Here is a 19,605-nt window from a genome sequence, read left to right as displayed (position 1 = left end):
CGCGTAGGAGCCGGCTTGCCGGCGAAAGGGCCCGAGAGGCCGCCTTCGCTGACAAGCCAGCTCCTACAGGTTTTGTTTTCTGTAAGGAGCTGCGATGAAGATTTCCCGTGAGGCCTATGCCGATATGTTCGGCCCTACCGTGGGCGACAAGGTGCGGCTGGCCGACACCGAGCTGTGGATCGAAGTGGAGAAGGACTTCACCACCTACGGTGAAGAAGTGAAGTTCGGCGGCGGCAAAGTGATCCGCGACGGCATGGGCCAGAGCCAGCTGCTGGCCGCCGAAGTGGTGGACACCCTGATCACCAACGCGCTGATCATCGATCACTGGGGCATCGTCAAGGCCGACGTCGGCTTGAAGGACGGACGCATCGCCGCCATTGGCAAGGCCGGCAACCCGGACATCCAGCCCGACGTGAGCATCGCCATCGGCGCCAGCACCGAGGTGATTGCCGGTGAAGGCATGATCCTCACCGCCGGCGGCATCGACACCCATATCCACTTCATCTGCCCGCAGCAGATCGAAGAAGCGCTGATGAGCGGCGTCACCACCATGATCGGCGGCGGCACCGGCCCGGCCACCGGTACCAATGCAACCACCTGCACCTCGGGCCCCTGGCACATGGCGCGCATGCTTCAGGCGGCGGACGCCTTCCCGATGAACATCGGCTTCACCGGCAAGGGCAACGCCAGCCTGCCGGAGCCGCTGATCGAACAGGTCAAGGCCGGGGCCATCGGCCTCAAGCTGCACGAGGACTGGGGCAGCACCCCGGCCAGCATCGACAACTGCCTGAACGTCGCCGACCAGTACGATGTGCAGGTGGCGATCCACACCGACACCCTCAACGAATCGGGCTTCGTCGAAACCACCCTCGGCGCCTTCAAGGGCCGCACCATCCACACCTACCACACCGAAGGCGCCGGCGGCGGCCATGCGCCGGACATCATCAAGGCCTGCGGCTTCGCCAACGTGCTGCCCAGCTCCACCAACCCGACCCGGCCCTTCACCCGCAACACCATCGACGAACACCTGGACATGCTCATGGTCTGCCACCACCTGGACCCGAGCATTGCCGAGGACGTGGCCTTCGCCGAAAGCCGCATCCGCCGGGAAACCATTGCCGCCGAGGACATCCTTCACGACCTCGGGGCCTTCTCCATGATCAGTTCCGACAGCCAGGCCATGGGCCGGGTCGGCGAAGTGGTGACCCGCACCTGGCAGACCGCCGACAAGATGCACAAGCAGCGCGGCCCGCTGCCGGGGGATGGCCCGGGCAACAGCAACTTCCGGGTCAAGCGCTACATCGCCAAGTACACCATCAACCCGGCGATCACCCACGGCATCAGCCATGAGGTGGGCTCCGTCGAAGTCGGCAAGTGGGCCGACCTGGTGCTCTGGCGCCCGGCATTCTTCGGGGTCAAGCCGACCCTGATCCTCAAGGGCGGGGCGATTGCCGCCAGCCTGATGGGCGACGCCAACGCCTCGATCCCGACCCCGCAACCGGTGCACTACAAACCGATGTTCGCCAGCTACGGCGGCAGCCGCCATGCCACCAGCCTGACCTTCATCAGCCAGGCGGCCCTGGAGGCCGGCGTGCCAGAGCAGTTGGGCCTGAAAAAACGCATTGCGGTGGTCAAGGGCTGTCGCAACGTGCAGAAAGCCGACCTGATCCACAACGACTACCTGCCGAACATCGACGTCGACCCGCAGACCTACCAGGTCAAGGCCGACGGTGTTCTGCTGTGGTGTGAACCGGCGGATGTGCTGCCCATGGCCCAGCGCTACTTTCTGTTCTAGAAGCGCTATCCACTGAGCGGAGGCCGTGTTGAAAGACGCCATCGAGGCGCTAATATGCCACTCGCCTCCTCACTCTCTGCCCTGCAAGGTATCCGGCCATGCACCTGTCCGATTTCATCGTGCAACACGTAGATCGAATCGTTGATAAATGGGAGCAGTTCGCCCGGTCCATTGCCCCTGAAGCCGACTCCATGAGCCGCTTGCAACTGCGCGACCACGCCAAGTCGATCCTGCTGGCCGCCGCCCGCGACATGTGCACCGCCCAGAGCCCTGGCGAGCAGTTGGCCAAGGCCCGCGGCGAAGGCCCGGAAAAGACCCCGAGCCTGGACGCGGCCGCCGCCAGCCATGGCGAACTGCGCCACCACGTGGGTTTCGATCTGGTGCAGATGACGTCGGAATTCCGTCACCTGCGCGCCTGTGTGATCCGCCTCTGGGTCGACAGCCTGGACTCGCCGGAGCTGGCGTACTTCCAGGACATGATCCGCTTCAACGAAGCCATCGACGAGGCCCTGGCCGAGTCGACGGCGGCCTATGCCGAACAGGTCAATCGCTCGCGGGACATCTTCCTGGCGATCCTCGGCCACGACCTGCGAGCGCCGCTGCAGGCGGTGAGCATGTCCACCGAGATGCTGGCGCGCAAAGTGGCGCTGGACGCCGATGCCCAGGCGTTCGTGTCGCGGATCAAGAGTGGCACCCGGCACATGGGGGCGATGGTCAGTGACTTGCTGGAGTTCGTGCGCAGCCGCCTGGGCACCAGCCTGCCCATCGAGCCGGCGCCCATGGACCTGGCCAGCGCGGTCAAGGCGGCCATGGACGAAGCCTGCGCCGGGCAGCCCGACTGCACCCCGCAGCTGAGTTTTCATGGCGACAGCCATGGCATCTGGGACCGTGGACGGATCGAGCAGCTGCTGCAGAACCTGATTGGCAATGCCCTGCAACACGGCAGCAACCGCCGCACGGTCACGGTGACCCTCACCGGCGGTGCCGAGCAGGTGCTGCTGACCATCCACAACTATGGCGCGCCCATTCCCAAGGAGGCCCTGAGCACCCTGTTCGACCCCCTGGTGCGCAGCGCCGACGAGGCCCTGGGCAACCCCAGCACCAGCCTTGGCCTGGGCCTGTTCATCGTCAAGGAAGTGGTGACCGCGCACCAGGGCAGCATCGAAGTCAGCTCCAACGAGAGCGACGGCACCACCTTCACCGTGATCCTGCCACGGGTGTCCCGCGCCAGCTCGTAGGCGCAGGCTTGCCAGCGAAGGCGTCGGCACAGATTGCGCAAGGCTCAAGGGCCTCTTCGCCGGCAAGCCGGCTCCTACAACGAACGGGGACAAACCGTAGGAGCTGGCTTGCCAGCGAAGGCGTCGGCACAGATTGCGCAAGGCTCAAGGGCCCTTTCGCCGGCAAGCCGGCTCCTACAACGAACGGGGGGCAAACCGTAGGAGCTGGCTTGCCAGCGAAGGCGTCGGCATAGCTTGCGCAAGGCTCAAGGGCCCCTTCGCCGGCAAGCCGGCTCCTACGGGGCGCTCAGTCCACCAGCAGGCGGCCCAGGCGCTGCTTGAGCATCTGGTTCTCGGCGCGCAATTGCTGGACTTCCTCCAGCAGGTCCAGCGCCAGGGCGACGCCTTCCCATTCCAGCTCCAGGTCACGGCGCAGCTTCGCCGCACGCTTGGCCAGGGCCAGTTCGACATCGTTGAACCGCCAGTCCTTGGGCGCACGGCCCTGAGGCTCGAGAATGCCGTGTTCGACGATTTCGATCACATAGGCCGCCGGCAGGTCAGCCACTTCACAGAACTCTTCCATGTCCAGCTGAACGATCAGGGTGCTCATGGTCAGCGCCTCCTAGTGTCGAATCAGAAATGTTCCCGAGGATCGAACGCGGCCTTCTTCGCCAGCTCCTGCCACAGCGCCTTGACGTCGTCGCCGGCCTGCTTGGGCATCACCGCCTTGAGCTGTACGAACAGGTTGCCGCGCTGGCCGGCCTTGTTCAGCAGGCCGTGGCCCTTGGCGCGCATGCGCTGGCCGTTCTGGCTGCCGGCCGGGACCTTGAGGTTGATCTTGCCGGTCAGGGTCGGCACCGCCACCTCGGTACCCAGCGCCAGCTCCCAGGGAGCCAGTGGCAGGGTGATGATCAGGTCCTCGCCCTCGACATCGAATTTCGGATGAGGGGCGAAGCGAATGGTCAGGTACAGATCGCCATTGGCCCCACCGCCGACACCCGGGGCGCCCTGGCCCTTGAGGCGGATGCGCTCGCCGTCGGTGACCCCGGCAGGGATCTTCACGTTCAGGCTCTTGCTGGTGTTGCTCACATGCTGGCCGGCCGCGTTGTACTGCGGGACCTGGAAACTGATCTTCTTCGACTCGGTCGACAGGGTTTCCTCAAGAAAGATCGGTAGTTCCATTTCCACATCCTGTCCACGACGGCCACTGCTGCGGCGCTGCTCCGGGCCGCCGAATCCTGGCCCCCGGTTACCAAAGATCGAGCTGAAGAAGTCCGAGAAGTCGCCACCGTCGTCGCCGCCAAAGCCGCCACGGCTCTGCCAGCCCGGCGGGCCCTGAAACGGCTGGCCATGCTGGCCATACTTGCGCAGGTCATCGTATTCGGCGCGCTTGTCGGCGCTTTTCAGCGCTTCATAGGCTTCCGAGGCGTCCTTGAACTTGGCCTCGGCGTCCTTTTCCTTGCTGACGTCGGGGTGGTACTTGCGCGCCAGCTTGCGATAGGCGGCCTTGATCGCCTTATCGTCAGCCGTCGGCTCCACGCCGAGAATCTTGTAATAGTCTTTGAAGTCCATCGCGGGAATCACCATCCGTTATCAATGTCGCGCGGCGTGCAGCACAGCATGCCCGGTCTGGCAGCATGAGAATTGATCGGTCTCAATCCTCTGACTGAACGGCGCATCAGAAGTTTATCGGCAGCCACTGGCGGATCTTGCGAGCATTCCGGGACTGCCAGGCTCATGCCTGCAAGTTTGGGGGTCAAGGATAGTCTTTCAAGGCGTGACCGGTTGCGATTTAGCAGATAGTCGGCCTTTGCAACGCGCGAGGACTGGCGTACGCTGCGCGGCCGTTTTTTTCACCGGATCGAAAGACATGAACAACGCCTCCCCGGCCCGTGCCTGCGGCATCGACTTCGGCACCTCCAACTCCACCGTCGGCTGGCTGCGCCCCGGCGAGGAGACGCTGATTGCCCTGGAGGATGACAAGATCACCCTGCCCTCGGTGGTGTTCTTCAACATCGAGGAGCGCCGTCCGGTGTACGGCCGCCTGGCGCTGCACGAGTACCTGGAAGGCTACGAAGGCCGGCTGATGCGCTCGCTCAAGAGCCTGCTGGGCTCCAAGCTGATCAAGCACGACACCAGCGTGCTGGGCACCGCGATGCCCTTCAAGGACCTGCTGGGGCTGTTCATCGGCCAGCTCAAGAGCCGTGCCGAAGCCACCGCCGGTCGGGAATTCGAAGAAGTGGTGCTGGGCCGCCCGGTGTTCTTCGTCGATGACGATGCCGCCGCCGACCAGGAAGCCGAAGACACCCTGGTGCAAGTGGCCCGCAAGATCGGCTTCAAGGAAGTGTCCTTCCAGTACGAACCCATCGCTGCGGCCTTCGACTACGAGTCCAGCATCGAACGTGAAGAACTGGTGCTGATCGTCGACATCGGCGGTGGTACCTCGGACTTCTCCCTGGTGCGCCTGTCCCCCGAGCGCCGTGGCGTCGACAACCGCCACGACGACATCCTCGCCACCGGCGGCGTACACGTGGGCGGGACCGACTTCGACAAGCAGTTGAGCCTGCAGGGCGTGATGCCGCTGTTCGGCTACGGCAGCCGGATGAAGAGCGGCGCCTACATGCCCACCAGCCACCACATGAACCTGGCGACCTGGCACACCATCAACTCGGTGTACTCGCAGAAGTCCCAGCTGGCCCTGGGCAGCATGCGCTACGACATCGAGGACACCGGTGGCATCGACCGCCTGTTCAAGCTCATCGAACAGCGCGCCGGCCACTGGCTGGCCATGGAGATCGAGGAAACCAAGATCCAGCTGACCCATGCCGAGAACCGCCTGGTGCCACTGGACCGGATCGAGCGCGACCTCAGCGTCGACCTCAGCCGGGCCCTGTTCGAGTCGTCCATCGACAGCCTGCTGGAGCGCATCCGCACCAGCGTCAGCGGTTTGCTGAGGGACGCCAATGTCAGCGTCGGCCAGGTCGACACGGTGTTCTTCACCGGCGGCTCCAGCGGCATTCCGGCGCTGCGCCAGAGCGTGGCGGCGATGCTGCCCAATGCCCGGCATGTGGAAGGCAACATCTTCGGCAGCATCGGCAGCGGCCTGGCGATCGAAGCCAAGAAGCGCTACGGATAAAAGCAGCAGCAAGCTTCAAGCTTCAAGCTTCAAGCGGCAAGCAAAGCGGCTTTAGCTTGTGGCTTGAAGCTGCAAGCTTGCAGCTGCCGTTAAACCAAGCCCGCCAGCTTCAGCTCGCTTTTCAGGTAGGCGTAATAGATCGGCCCCGCCACCACCCCGGGCAGGCCGAACGCCGCCTCGAACACCAGCATCGCCAGCAGCAGCTCCCAGGACTTGGCGCTGATCTGCCCGCCGACGATCCGCGCGTTGAGGAAGTATTCCAGCTTGTGGATAAAGATCAGGTAGCCCAACGCCGCCACCGCCACCCAGATCGACAGCGACAGGCCGACGATGGTGATCAGGGTGTTGGAGATCAGGTTGCCGATCACCGGCAGCAGGCCCAGCAGGAAGGTCAGGACGATCAGGGTCTTGGTCAGCGGCAGCTTGACCCCGAACAGCGGCAGGATCAGCGCCAGGAAGATCCCGGTGAAGAAGGTGTTGAGCAGGGAGATCTTGATCTGCGCGAAAACGATGTTGCGAAACGCCTGGACCAGCAGGTGCAGGCGGTCGAACAGCGCCGCGGCCAAGGGCTTGCGCTTGGTCAGGTCGGGAATCCGCTGCAGGGCGATGATCGCCCCCAGGACCATGCCGATCAGCAGGGTCACGAACATGTGCGCCGCGTCCTTGCCCACCAGTTGCAACTCGCTCAGGTGCTTGCTGGCCCAGGCACCGATGGCGGCCTGGAACTCGGCGGCGCTGGCCGGCAGATAGGAATCGAGGAACGGCGGCAACTGGCCCCGGGCCTTGTCCACTACCACCATGAACTTGCCCAGTGACGCCCCGGGGTTCTCCGCCTCATGCAGCAGGAAGCTGATGGCTCCGGCGAACAGCAGGGTCAGCAAGCTGACCACCAGGGTGCCCAGCAGGGCCACCGCCAGCCAGCGCGCCCGCCGGCCTTCGATCAGGCGCTGCAGTTGCGGGGTGAGCATGTTGACCAGCTCGAACACCAGCAGACCGGCCAGCAGGCTAGGTAGCAGGCGCAAGGGCAAGGCCAGGAGCAGGCCGCCGAAGATGATGATCCAACTGATGAACAACAGATGACGCTGTGAAAACGCTGGCATATAGCCTCAAGACAAACAGCGGGGAAAAGACCGGCAGTCTGCCAGCCTTCACCCCGGAGGAATAGTGGCAGGCGCCCCAAGGGCATGGGCCTACAGGGTACTGGAGTGTTGTGACCGGCGAAGGTTCAGTCGGTTTTGGCCCGGGCCACCGGGGCTGCAAGGTCGGGCAGCGCCACGTCGTAGCCGCAGTAATGCAATTGTGTCCGGATCAGTCGCTTATCGGGGTAGTCATCCCCCCATACCAGGTTCTGGTCGTAGCGAGATTTGATATGGGCGCAGAACCCTTGGAGATCGGCCTGGGCCTTCGCCAGCACCGGCGCCGGCAAAGGGTTGATCTTCAGGCTCTGGAAGAACGGCAGTATGAACACCTGATCCAGGTCGTAGCCCTTGGCGCCGAGGGCCAGGCGCTGCCCGGCATGCACATAGAACGGCTGCTGCAGGCCGCTCTCCTGTTCCCAGCACCAGTACTTGACCTTGTCTTCGAGAATGCCCACCGCGCTCCCTTCCCAGCGCTCGTAGGCACGCAGGCATTGAAAGCCCTGCACTGTCACCCACTCCAGGCTGCTGGGCTTGACCCCGGTATGGGACGGCAACGCCTGCCGAGCCAGCAGATCATCCAGAAAAGCCTGGCGGGGATACAGCAGCCCGTCCGCCCGGCCATCGAGAAAGCTGTTGACCCGCATGTACAGCGCCGCAGCCGTCACCTGGACCGTACCGTAGGAGAAGGTTCCGGAGGTACCGACCGACAGCGCGTCACGGCCCTTTTCATAGTCGAAGCCACCGGTGACGGTGCCGCACGGCGCCTGCCGATATGGCCCAGGCAGATCGAAGGAATAACGCTGCATCAGGGTGACCCGCTTCGCGCCCTCCTGGCACAGCATTCGGGCATCCAGGCGCGCATTTTCATAGACCAAGGGTGGGCCGCCGCAAGCCGGCAGCAACCCACTGGTCAGTACTATCAGCGCGATCCGTGCAGCCTTCATTGCGTGCCCAGTAATTTGTCGTTGCCGTACTGATCGATCAAGGTCGGGACAATGTACTTGTCGCTGCGCTTGAAGGTGTCTTGCAGTTTACTGCCAGCCCCACCACAAATGTCCTTGGCCACACACAGGTAGTTGGAGTGAGGACTGTCCGCACCCAACAACTTGCCTGAAGTGGCCGCGGCGCCGAAGAATCGGGCAACCGTATCGGACGAGTGCCACGCATTCAGCCCCAGCAAGTCGGACACTGTATCGGTCACCGGCAACGTATTGAAGAGCATGCTCGATGTCGGCCGGTTGACCTGGAAGAACGCCCCTTCACTGATATCGAACCCGGCATTCTTGGCCGCCGCGAAGAAGTCCGTCGAGCCGACGGGCGCGCCCGACAGCTGGATGCTACCCGCATTGCCATTGACGTTGAAATTGAGCCCGGCAATGGCCCGGTACGTCAGCAAGCCGCCCTGGCTGTGCCCGAAGACATCCAGCTTGTTGCCCTGGTCTATACCGGCGCCGAGGAAGTCGCTGAGCTGCCGTGCGTTCCCCGAACGCACGGCACCGCCGAGCATCACATCCCACAGCGACTCCACCAGGTCGCCCAGCAGGCCGTGTTCCGGGTTGTAGGCCTGCATGAACTGGTCCTGGCCGGTCTGCATGCCGCCATTGACCAGCGCCGCATCCAGCGAGTTCTGAATCCCGTTGGTGAACACCGCACCGTTACCGTCAGGTGTCAGCAGGGTCTTCAGGCCTTCGCGTGTCGCATCCACGTCCATAACCGGCTTGCCGGTTTCCGGGTCGATGAAGACATGGCCATCTTTATCCTTTTTGTACTGCATCGTCACATGATAGAAGCTCATGTCCCCCGTCAGCAGCGCCGGGACCTGGGTGATGACGCCGCCATGGCTGATGACGCCCGGCATCACTCCGCCGGTGTAGTAGGCCGACTCGTCCATGGCTTTCTGCAAGAGCCCCGGTATCCAGGCCAGGGGCGCCAGTGCCGGGTTGTCTGCCAGTGCCTTGTCCGCTGCCTTGGTCAGATCACCGTATTGGGAAAAAGCCGCCGACGCATTCTTGCCATAGTCCTTGAGCCCCTGGGCCCATTGGTTGAGGGTCTGCACCGGATGGCCCACCGCCTCCAGGGACGATTGGGACACATACAGGTCGGTACGCTTTTCCTTGTCCTTGGTGATTTCATAGGCCTGGGACACATCGCGGTTCAGACCCGCAGTGGAGTCCGCGCCGGTCTTGGCGTCGTTGCGCACGGTGATGGTGCCCGCGCCCACCGTGGCGCGCACTTCCTGCTCACGCTCCTTGCGGTAGTCATAACCACTGACGCTCCAGCCGGAGGCACCGGTCTTGCCCTTGCCTTCCTGGCTCTTGTCGGTGGTGAAGGCCACGTCCTTGCCACCGGTGGCCTTGGCGCCGTCGCCGCCGCCCCAGCCAAAGGTGCCGCCCGCGTTCACGTAGTAGCTGTGCTCCTTGTCCTGGCCGGAGATGTCACGGAAGCCCAGGGTGCCGGTGTCCAGCTTGAGGTTGCCGTTGTCGGCGGCAACCAGCGCGCCATCGAGCTGGGTGTGCTTCTCGGTGCGGATGTCCACGCCATTCTTGCCGGTGATGCTGGTCTGCTCCTGGACCCAGTTGGTCTTGCCGGTGGTCTTGCCCACGCCCAGGGAACCGCTGACGCTGCCACCACCGCCCAGGCCGATGCTCACGGTGACGCTGGCATCCAGCTCCTTGCCGCTGACCTTGCCGGTGTCCGGCACCGAGGACACGGTCAGGTCGCCGCCAACCCGGCCGACGACTTCGCCGCCACGCAGGGTGGCGCCGGCAATGGTGGTGTCCTTGCCGCTGCTGAAACGCAGCTGATCACCGGCCACCAGGTTGGCGTTCTGTTGCCGCTGGTTGTCCCGGTCCAGTTGGCCCTTGCCCATGTCGACGCTGGCATAGACCGAGATGAAATCCTTGCCGCCCACCGCCAGGCCCACTTCGCCACCGCCGCTGCGACGGCTGGATTCGCTGCTGGAATCGTTCTGCGCAGCGTGGATGGTCAGGTCATTGCCGGCTCCCAGGTCGATATCGCGCCCGGCATGGACCTGGGTCCCGATCAGGGTCAGGTCGTTGCGCGCCTCAAGGCTGACATCGCGCCCGGCGAGGAACACCGACGGAGTGTTGGTGCCCTGGTTCATCTGCTCGCTGGCCACACCGTTGCTGCCGCCGATACCGGCACGGGCGCTGCCGCCACCGCTCTGGCCGTTGATGCCACCCTGGCTGCGGGCGGTCTTGCTCTCTTCGGAAACCGAGCCGCGGGCCACATCCACATTGATGTCGCGACCCACCAGGGTGATGTCGCGCCCGGCGTCGAACTGACCACCGCGAATGTTGATGTCATTGCCGGCCACGGCGCTGATGTCCCGTCCGGCACCAAGGCTGGCAGGGCTGTTGCTGTGCACTTCCTGGCGCGAGCTGCTGGACTGGCTGGCCGTACCGAAGTGGGTCGCGGTGGTCGGGCCCGAGGTGAACTGGTTGATCGCATCCACGGTGCTCAGCACGCTGGACGCCTTGCTGGTGTTGTCCTCACCTTTGCCGGTGCCCTTGAGGGCGTCCATGGTGTTGCCGTAGTTGTGGCTGACGTTGACCGTCAGGCCATTGCGGTCACGGCTCTTGCTGCGCTCCTCGATCGAGGTTTCCTTGCCGGCATCGATGCTGATATCGCGCCCGGCCTGCAGGTTGATATCGCGCCCGGTGTCCACTCGCGAGCCTTCCAGGGTCAGGTCGCGCCCGGCCTTGATGGTTGCATCCTGCCCGGCCAGCAACTGGCTTGGCGCTACCGTCTGCTCGGCATTGCGCGACTTCTTCTTGAGACCTTCGCTGCCCAGGAACGCGGTGACGCCGTTGCGATCGCTCTCCAGGGACAGCCCCACATGCTTCTCGGATTTCCAGTTGCTCTGGTCCGAGCTGTTGCTGCCGGCCAGCACGTTGACATCGCGCCCCGCCCCTACGTTGAGGTTGCGCTCGGCCGCCGCGGTGCTGCCGATCATGTTGACGTCGCGGGAGGCTTGCAGGGTGGTGTCACGCCCGCCACTGACCACACTGCCCACGCTCTGGGACTGAGTGTTTTCCTGGCCGGACTTCTTCGCCGAGGCAATCGAAGTGAAGCTGCCGGAGCTGGAGAACCCGACCTTGCTCTTGTACTTGTCGCTCTGGCTGCTGGAGGTGTTGGCGGCGTCCATCAGGTTGATGTCGCCATTCTTGTCGATCATCCCGGCGCGCACTTCGGCATCGCGCTTGGCTTCGATGGAGCTGGCCGAGAGGTTGACGTTGGTCCCGGCGATCACCACCGCGTCGTTGCCGGCGCTGAGCTCGCTGCCCACCTGGGTGGTGCTGCTGGAAGTGCGGCTGTTGCCGCTCTTGCTCAGGCCGAAGCTGCCTTTCTTCTTCTGGCTGTAGGCGCTGTCCTGCTGCTCCTGGGCCGAGACCAGGCTGACGTCCCGGGTGGCGCCCACCAGCAGGTCGTTGCCGGCCTTGAGCTGGCTGCCGACCACGGTCACGTCGCGCCCGCCGTTGAGGCTGATGCGGCCGTCTTTGTCCTGGCTGACGTTGACCATCAGGTCGTGCCCGGCGCTGATCTCGGAGGCCACGTTGGTGGTCGAGGAGTCGGCGCTCTGGGTGGTCTTGCTCTTGCCCCAGGAGCCTTTCTTCTTCTGGTAGAAGGTCGAGGACTGCTCGTCCTGGGCCGAGGCGATGACCACATCGCGCTTGGCATTCAGGGACAGGTCGTGGCCGGCATCGACCTTGCTCGCCACCACTGCCAGGTCGCGCCCGGCGTTGAGTTCCAGGTTGCCGCCGGTGGTCACGCTGGAGCCCAGGGTCTGCACCGTGTCGTGGGTCACCAGGCCGCGACGGATCGCGCTCTGGGTGAAGGTGTGATCCTGCACCGCCAGCAGGTCGATGTCGCGACCGGCACTGAGCTTGGCATCACCGGCACTGGCGAGTTGGCCGAGGTTGCTCAGGTCGCGGCCGGCACTGAGGTCCAGCTGCTGGCGCGCGGTGATCTGGCTGCCCTGGTCGAGGATGGTGCGGTTGCCCGAGCCATAGCCCACGGCCACCGCCGTGCGGTCGTTGATGATGTCGCCCTTGATCGAGGTGACGCTGACCTGGTTGCCGCGGATTTCCCCGGCCAGGGCGTTGCGCACGCTGTCCTGGGCCATCAGGCTGACCCGCTCGTTGGCTTCGATCAGGCCGCCCTGGTACAGGCTGCCGCCGGCATTCACGCTCAGGTCGTTGCTGGCGCGCAGGGTGCCGACGTTGCTCAGGTCACCACCGGCGATCAGGGTCATGTCGCGCCCCTGCACCAAGCTGCCGCCGCGCAGGTTGCGGGTTTCCGCCTGGGCCAGGTAGAGCACCGGCACCAGTACCTTTTCGCCCTGCACCTCGCGGGTTTCCATCCACACGATGTCATGGGTCAGCGAAGCCACCTGCGCCGCGGTCAGGGAGACCCCGACACTGAGGTTCAACTGGTCCTTGGAGGCGATGGCGTTGTCCATCAGGTAGCGATACTGGTCGTAGTCGCTGGTCAGCCCGGCGGCGAGGAAGCGCTGCCCGGTCTGGGCCAGCACTGCATCGCGGATCAGCCGGGTCTCATACAGGCCGTCACCCAGGCGGCGCCAGGTCTGGTCGGTGTTGTAGTTGAGGTGGCCGAGCATGTAGTCCGAGCTCATGAAGCGCGACAGGTCGGTGAAGGTCGGGTTGGTCTCGATCAGGTAGCGGCCCTGGGGGTTCTGGCTCTTGACGAATAAGCCGTACTCGCCCTGAGGCACGCGGAAGCTCGACAGGGAAGTCGGGTCCACGGCGGCGAAAGGCACGCCGGCGAAGTCCACTGGCACGAAGCTGACCTGGGTCGTGCCGTCGGCGGCGACTTTTTCGATGCGTTGTACATCCTTGGCCACCTGGTTGGCGGCTGCCGAGCTTTGGGCGTTGACCGTGATCACCTGGCCACCCACCTGGGACAGGTTGTTCTGCAGCGACTGCCCGGTGAGCTGGGCGCGGCTCTGCTCGTTCTGCACGCCGTTCTCGAGGGTGCCGCTGACCTGCAGGTGCAGGCGCTGGCCGGCCTGCAAGGTGGAGGCGTAGGCGGTCTGGTTTCCCGGTACCAGCACGGTGTGAGTGCCCGGTTGGTAGATCGGGTACTGAGTCACCACGGTCGGCAGCGGGTCCTGCTGGCCCGGCGCGCGATTGGCGTTGTTGGCGTTCCACTGGATCGTGGCCCGCTCCGCGGCCCGGAAGGCCCCCTGGGATACCCCCAGCAGCAGATAGCTGACGGTCTCGATCCGCTGGCCCAGGGTCAGGCCACGGTTGTAGAGGTTGTTGGCGGTGATGGAGACATCGCGGTTGGCGGCGATCAGGCTCTGATCGTTTTCCACCGTGTCGGCATTGATGGTCAGGTCACGGTTGGACACCAGGCGCGCGCCAGCGGAGTGCTCGCCCATGGTGCCTTCATAAGTGGTGTTGACGATGTAAGTGGCGGTGTGGTGATCGCCGGAGCAGTCGGTGCAGTTGATCTCGATATTGCGCCGGGTGATGACTTCGCCGACCTGGTACTTGTCCATGGCGTTTTGCAGCGACGCCACATTGAGGTTCATGTCGCCCTCGCTCTCGATGGTCCCGGAGCGGTTGCTAAGCAGGGCCGCACGGCCGCCGTCGAGGGCGGCGAAGCTGAGGTTGCCGGCGCTGTAGATGTCGCCGTAGCTGTTGGCCAGGCCGTTGGCCCGCAGGAGCATGTCGGCGCCGCTGTAGATCAGGGTGTCGGCCGAAGTGGTGATGCCGTTGCTGGAGCGCAGTTGCATCTGCCCCAGCGCCCCGAGGGTGCCGCGGTTGTTGATCTGCGCCGCCGAGACATTGAGGTTCTGGCTGGCGATCAGCCGCCCCAGGTTGTCCAGGGTGCCGCGCAGGTTGAGTTCGCTGTCACCGCCGCTGGCGATACGCCCGCCGTTCTGGTTGAGGTCGGTGGCGCCGACCGTCAGCTTGCCTCGGGACGACAGCAGGCCGCTGTTGTTCAGGTTGCCCCCCAGGTCCAGGGTCAGGTAGCCGTCAGTGGCCAGTTCCCCGGCATTGTTCAGGGTGCTCGCGCCCACTCGCAGGCCCGTGGCGCTGGCGATGCGGTCGCCGGCGCTCAGGTTGAGGTCGCCCCCGGTGCTCAGGTCCAGCGCACCGTTGAGTTGCATCAGCCCGCTGCGATCCACCACCGCCACATCCCATTCGCCACGGCCGAGGCCGGTGATCCGCCCCTGGTAGCCGGACAGTGTGCCCAGGTCGAGCTTGAACAGGCCGCCGCCGGCATGTTCGATGCCGCCGCCGATGTTGTTCAGTTGTGCGGCATTCAGGGCAAAGGCGTTGGAGCCCAGGGCCAGGGTGCCGCCCTGGTTGTTGAGGACGCCGCCGAGGCTGATCCGGCTTTGCTCGCCGCCCAACGCACGGACCCGGCCCCCGGCACTGTTGTCGAGGTTGCCGCCCACCAGCAGCAACGAGCCGGCCGACTCCACCAGGCCGCCCTGGTTGTAGAGGTTGGCCGCGACGTTCAAGTCCAGCTGCTGGGCGCTGATTTCACCGCCAAGGCGGTTGTCCAGGGTCTGCCCGGTGCTGCTGAGCAGGCCATTGGCGTAGAGCTTGCCAGCCTGGTTGGTAAGGCGGTCGACCACCAGTTTGAGCGCTCCGGCCTGGCTGCTGATCAGCCCGGCCTTGCCGTTCAGGGCACTGTTATCCACAGCCCCGGCGGTGATCCCCAGGGTCGCGCCCTGGAGGGTGCCGCCACGGTTATCCAGGGTGCCTTGGCCCAGCGCCACTTCGCCGTGGCTGTCCTTGGCCAGGATCAGCCCGGCGGCGTTATTCAGGCCGCCGGCCACCAGGTTCAAGCCGTCGCTGCCGGCCAGCAGTTGCCCTTGGCGGTTATCCAGGGCCGTGCCCGCCACCTCCAGGCGTTTGCCCTTGAGGGTGCCGCCCTGGTTGTCCAGTTGCCCGCCCCGGGTCACTCGCAGCGCCTGGTCACCGGCGTCGATGACCCCGGCGTTGTTGTTCAGTGCGCCGTGGTTGAGGTTCAGTTCCAGCGCTCCCTGGCTGGCCACCACCGCACCTTTGGTGCTGTTGTCGAGGCCGGCGGCATCGATGCCGACGCTGCGGCCCAGCAGCACGCCGCCGCTGTTGTTCAACTGACCACCGTCGATCTGCAGATGCCCGTCGCTTTGCAGGTGCCCCTGGTTGTTGAGCAGTTGCCCCGGCGCTGTGCCGTCGGCCGTCAAGGTCAACTGCAGGCCATCGCTGCCGGCTGCCAGCAGGCCCGACGCCTGGTTGTCCAGGCGCTGGGTGGTGACGGTCAGCCGATCAGCGGCCAGTTGCCCGCCACGGTTGTCCAGCAGGCCGCTGTTGGTCAGTTGCAGCTGGTTGCCCACCACCACACCGCCCTGGTTGTTCAGGCTGCCCGAAACGATCTGCACGTCGCCCGCCTTGGCCTGCAGGTGGCCCAGGGCGTTGTTCAGGTGCTGCTTGACCGTCAGCGTCAGCTTGCCGGTCTCGGCGCTGAGCACCCCGGCCTGGTTCTGGCTGAGGCTGTCGAGGTTGGCGGTCAGTGCGTTGCCGATGACCTGGCCCTGGTTGTTCGCCAGGTCCCGGGCTTCCAGCAGCAGGTTGTTCTTGCCTTGCAGCAGGCCGCCCTGGTTGTCGATGTCTGCGCTGTGCAGTTCCAGGCTGTCGGCGGTGAGGGTGCCGCCCTGGTTGCCGAGCTTGCCGGCGCTGTTGAGGGTCAGTTGCGGGGCGACCAGGGTGCCGCCGCGGTTGTCCACGCTGGCGGCCTTGAGGTTGAGGAGCGAAGTGGCCTGGAGCTTGCCACCGGCATTGACCAGGTCCTGATCGAGGCTCACTTGCAGGGCGCCCTGCTCGGCGCTGATCAGGCCCTTCTGGCTGTTGTCCAGGCGCTTGCCGGTGACCTTGATCTGGTCCGCCAGCAGCTTGCCGCCCTGGTTGAGCAGTTCCCCGCCCTCGGTCTCCAGCAGGGTCTGGGCCTGCAACTGACCGCCGTTGTTGTTCAACTGCTCGCTGACCTTGAAGGTGGCGCGGCCCTGGCTGGAACCGATCAGGCCTTGCTGGTTGTCCAGGCGATCGGCGCGGATCTCCACCTGGTCGGCGATCATCGAACCTTTCTGGTTGCTCACCTCGCGGGCGTTGAGGGTCAGGTCGGCCCCGGCCACTTCAAGGCGTCCGCCGTTGTTGTTGAAGGTGTCGAGGGACAAAGTCGCGGCCTGACGATCGCCAAAACGGATCAGGCCGTCGAGGTTGGCGATCGCCGGGGTGTTGAGTAGCAGCTCGTTCTGCGCCAGGATCCGGGCCTGCGCGCCCTGGTTGACCAGGCGCGCGGTCTTGACCTCGACCTTGGGCCCCTGGATCACGCCATTCTGGTTGTTCAGGGTCTGGCGTGCGGTCAGTTCCAGGTTGCGGCTGGCCAGTACATTGCCACGATTCTCCAGATGGTCGGCGGTCAGCTTGACCTCGCCGTGGTCGTTGCGGCTGTTGTCGCTGTTGACCCCGGCCTCGATGATGCCGTGGTTGACCACCTGGGCGGCCTCCACCACCCGCACCTGATCACGGGCCGCGAGGCTGGTCTGGACCTTGATCTGCTCCTGGGCCTGCAGCGTCGCGTCGGTACCGGCATAGGCCTTGCCTTGCACGTCGATGCTCTGGGCCTTGATCGCGATCGCCTGGTTGGCGCCCATGTTCGCCACTGTGACCCTGCCGTTGGCATCGATCTGAATGTCGCCGGTGCTGGCGGCCATTTCCCCGGAGACGTTCACGCCGACGCCTTTCTCCGTGCCCACCAGGCGAATCGCCCCGGCGTACATGCCTCCCAGGGCCGAACTGTCGATGGCCAGGGCCGGCTTGGCGCTGGCGTCGTCATCACGGGCAGTGACCGTCAGATCGTCGGCCTTGACGTCGTTGCGTCCGGTAATGACGTTGAGCTTCTTGGCATAGAGGTTGGCATTGAGCTGGGTACTGCGGGTGATCAGGTCGAACTGGTCGATATTGCTCGCATTGAGCCCCGCGCCCTCGATGCTGATATCGCCACCATCCACCTGGAAGCGATCGAGCTTCTGCCCCTCGATCACCGGCTTGCCGGTGGTCAGGGTGGCTCGCGGGGTGTTGATGAAGCCACAACCGTTGCAGGTGATGCCATGGGGGTTGGCGACGATCACCCGGGCCGACTGGCCCGCGACTTCGGTAAAGCCCGCCAGCTTGCTGCGGTTGCTGCCGGTGACTTCGTTGAGGATCACCTGGGCCGCCGTGCCCTTGAGATTGGGGTTGCCGAGGATGTAGCCACCCAGCTGGGTGTTCTGGGTGGGGCCGGTGCCATTGTTGAGGATCAGGCCATTGCTGCCGACGTTGTATTCGCTGAATTTGTTATGGGACAGGCCACTGCCGTTGGCCCCGTTGATATTGACCACGGGGACGCCGTTGCCCGCGGCACCAATGCTGGCATTGCCCCCGGCCGCCGGGTCCAGGGTCAGGCCGGCAGCGACGCTGACGATCGGATTGAGCAGCAGGATCCCCGACAGAGACAGGGCAATGCATTGGGCAAAAGGCTTGCGTACGTCCATATGCGAATCATCCATCCAATAACGTTTGAGTCAGGTCAGAAGAACAGGTCTACCCGGAAGTACACCGGATGTTCTCGCCGCTCGATGATTGCCGGTCGCTCCAGGGAGCGCGCGAAACTGACAGACGCGGCCAGGTACTGGCCGCGGGTATTGAGTTCGAAAGCGTTGCCGGTCATCCGGCCCCTGGCGTCATGGTTGTAGCGATCGGCCTTGATCACGCCAACGTCATAGGCGAACGCCATGCCGTATTCCTGGAGGAACGGCTGCAGCACCGGCCAGGTCACCGCACGGCGCCAGCGCAGCTGATTGCGCCAGTAGCCACCGCTGTTGCCGGACAGGCTCTGGTCCTGGAAGCCGCGAACCGAATTGAGCCCGCCCAGACTGATCCGCTGGGGGCTGAACAGCACATCCTCACTGCGCTGGCCGGTGGCCAGGCTGTCGAAACTGAAGTTCTCGCCCCACAGCCGCAACGGCTGCAGGTAGCTCAGGGTCAGGCTGTATTTGTTGTAGCGCGACACCGGCTCGCTGCCCTGGGGGTGGCCGCTGGCCTGGGCATCCAGTGCGCCGATGCCTTGTTGCCAGCCAATGTCGGCGTTGACCAGGGCGTTGCCGATGCGGCGTCCGTGATTGAAGCCCAGCTGGGTTTCGGTGATCCGGTTGCTGGAGACATCGATCAGGTTGTCATCGATGTAGTTGCGCGTGCGCAGGTGGCTGAGGCCCAGGCTCATGCCGGTCTTGCTCAGGTTGTCGCGGTGCAGCACCCGTTCGGCGCGCAGTTGCTGGTTCTTGCTCACGCCGTCCATGTCGAACTTGAAGCCCGTGACATCGTTGCGGGTGCGGTAGTAGCTCTGGCTGTAGCTGTAATTGAAGGTCCACCAGCCCCAGGGCAAGCTGTAGTAGAGGCTCTGGTTGTCGGAGTGGCGCCAGCGGTCGCTGACCGCATCCTGGTTGGCCCGCAGGCTCAACTGGTCCGCCAGCCCCAGGGGGCTGTCCCAATCCAGGCCGACGCCCATCTGCTGCTCGCCGGTGCTTTTATCGCCATCGTTGTTGCGCGTCGCCGACACCCGCCACGGCTTCAGACGCTGGCCCTTGAGGCCGACGCGGCTGTCGCCCAGTTTCTCCCCCGGAGACAGCTCCAACTCGACCTGGCGCGAAGGCAGGCGGCTCAGCTGATCCACCAACTGTTCCAGCTCCCGCAGGTTCAGCACCTCGCCGGTGGCCCCGGGAAAGGCCATGGCCAACTCTCGGGAACTGGCCAGGGCCGAGCTGTCCAGGCTTTCCAGGCGGCCCTCGACGATGACGATGATCAACTGCCCCGACGCTAGCTCCTGGGCAGGCAGATAGGCGCGGGTGGTGACGTAGCCCCGTTCCAGGTAGTGGTGGGTAATGGCCTTGAGCAGGGTGTTGATCTGCGCCACCGACAGGCACTGGTCGCGATAGGGCGCCACCAGGCGTTCCTGGTCGGCCGTCGAGAGGTGGTCGGCACCTTTGAGAACCACGGTCTTGATGGTGAAGCAACGCTGCTCGCCAGGTTGCGGAGCAGGTTCGGGGGGCAAGGTCTTGCCCGGCAGTTGCTGCAGTTCGTCGAGGCGCTTTTGCTGTTCTTGCAGCAACTGCTGCTGGCGATCACGGATCAGATCGCGGTCACCCGGCGTCTGCAGCGGCGCGGCGCTGAGGGTCAACGAGCCAGATAAAGCACAAAACGCTACTACAGGCCTGAACCAGCCAAAACGCGACATGCT

At 64.7% G+C, this 19,605-nt stretch carries 9 protein-coding genes; 3 read left to right on the top strand and 6 right to left on the bottom strand.

The window, feature by feature from the left end; translation table 11 throughout:
* Positions 1 to 94 precede the first annotated feature (94 nt).
* Both ureC and ACZ5BO_RS04430 read left to right on the top strand, forming a co-directional pair.
* The gene (gene ureC, locus ACZ5BO_RS04435) at positions 95 to 1,795 is read left to right on the top strand and encodes an urease subunit alpha (RefSeq protein ID WP_025130525.1); all 1,701 of its coding nucleotides are present in this window, start codon (positions 95 to 97) and stop codon (positions 1,793 to 1,795) included.
* 98 nt (positions 1,796 to 1,893) lie between these two features.
* A complete protein-coding gene (locus ACZ5BO_RS04430) occupies positions 1,894 to 3,033 on the top strand; it encodes a sensor histidine kinase (protein ID WP_025130524.1) in 1,140 nt (379 codons plus the stop codon).
* A gap of 286 nt (positions 3,034 to 3,319) precedes the next feature.
* Here the strand turns inward: ACZ5BO_RS04430 and ACZ5BO_RS04425 are convergent, their stop codons facing one another.
* Positions 3,320 to 3,622: a chaperone modulator CbpM gene (locus ACZ5BO_RS04425; protein ID WP_025130523.1), complete on the bottom strand. Its 303-nt coding sequence runs from the start codon at positions 3,620 to 3,622 to the stop codon at positions 3,320 to 3,322.
* Between the two features lie 23 nt (positions 3,623 to 3,645).
* Complete coding sequence (locus ACZ5BO_RS04420; RefSeq protein WP_464698428.1) at positions 3,646 to 4,584, bottom strand: DnaJ C-terminal domain-containing protein; 939 nt, start codon at positions 4,582 to 4,584, stop codon at positions 3,646 to 3,648.
* A 298-nt stretch (positions 4,585 to 4,882) separates the two neighbouring features.
* Between ACZ5BO_RS04420 and ACZ5BO_RS04415 the strand changes: the two genes are divergently transcribed.
* Positions 4,883 to 6,148: an Hsp70 family protein gene (locus tag ACZ5BO_RS04415; protein ID WP_464698426.1), complete on the top strand. Its 1,266-nt coding sequence runs from the start codon at positions 4,883 to 4,885 to the stop codon at positions 6,146 to 6,148.
* Positions 6,149 to 6,237: 89 nt separating this feature from the next.
* Here ACZ5BO_RS04415 and ACZ5BO_RS04410 read toward each other — a convergent pair whose 3' ends face one another.
* The 4 genes from ACZ5BO_RS04410 to ACZ5BO_RS04395 form a co-directional block, all read right to left on the bottom strand.
* A complete protein-coding gene (locus ACZ5BO_RS04410) occupies positions 6,238 to 7,248 on the bottom strand; it encodes an AI-2E family transporter (RefSeq protein ID WP_016967043.1) in 1,011 nt (336 codons plus the stop codon).
* Positions 7,249 to 7,373: 125 nt separating this feature from the next.
* Positions 7,374 to 8,129 carry a hypothetical protein gene (locus ACZ5BO_RS04405; RefSeq protein WP_236185715.1) on the bottom strand — a complete coding sequence of 252 codons (756 nt, stop codon included), beginning with the start codon at positions 8,127 to 8,129 and terminating at the stop codon, positions 7,374 to 7,376.
* Positions 8,130 to 8,227: 98 nt separating this feature from the next.
* Positions 8,228 to 17,863 (bottom strand): hemagglutinin repeat-containing protein, encoded by a 9,636-nt coding sequence (locus ACZ5BO_RS04400; protein WP_464698423.1) that lies wholly within the window; start codon positions 17,861 to 17,863, stop codon positions 8,228 to 8,230.
* Positions 17,864 to 17,898: 35 nt separating this feature from the next.
* On the bottom strand, positions 17,899 to 19,602 hold the full coding sequence (locus tag ACZ5BO_RS04395; RefSeq protein ID WP_464698421.1) for a ShlB/FhaC/HecB family hemolysin secretion/activation protein: 1,704 nt from the start codon (positions 19,600 to 19,602) through the stop codon (positions 17,899 to 17,901).
* Positions 19,603 to 19,605: the final 3 nt, after the last annotated feature.

This window comes from Pseudomonas sp. FFPRI_1, assembly GCF_055384485.1.
Note: the sequence above shows the minus strand (reverse complement) of the source record. Positions and strands in the feature narration are given on the sequence as shown.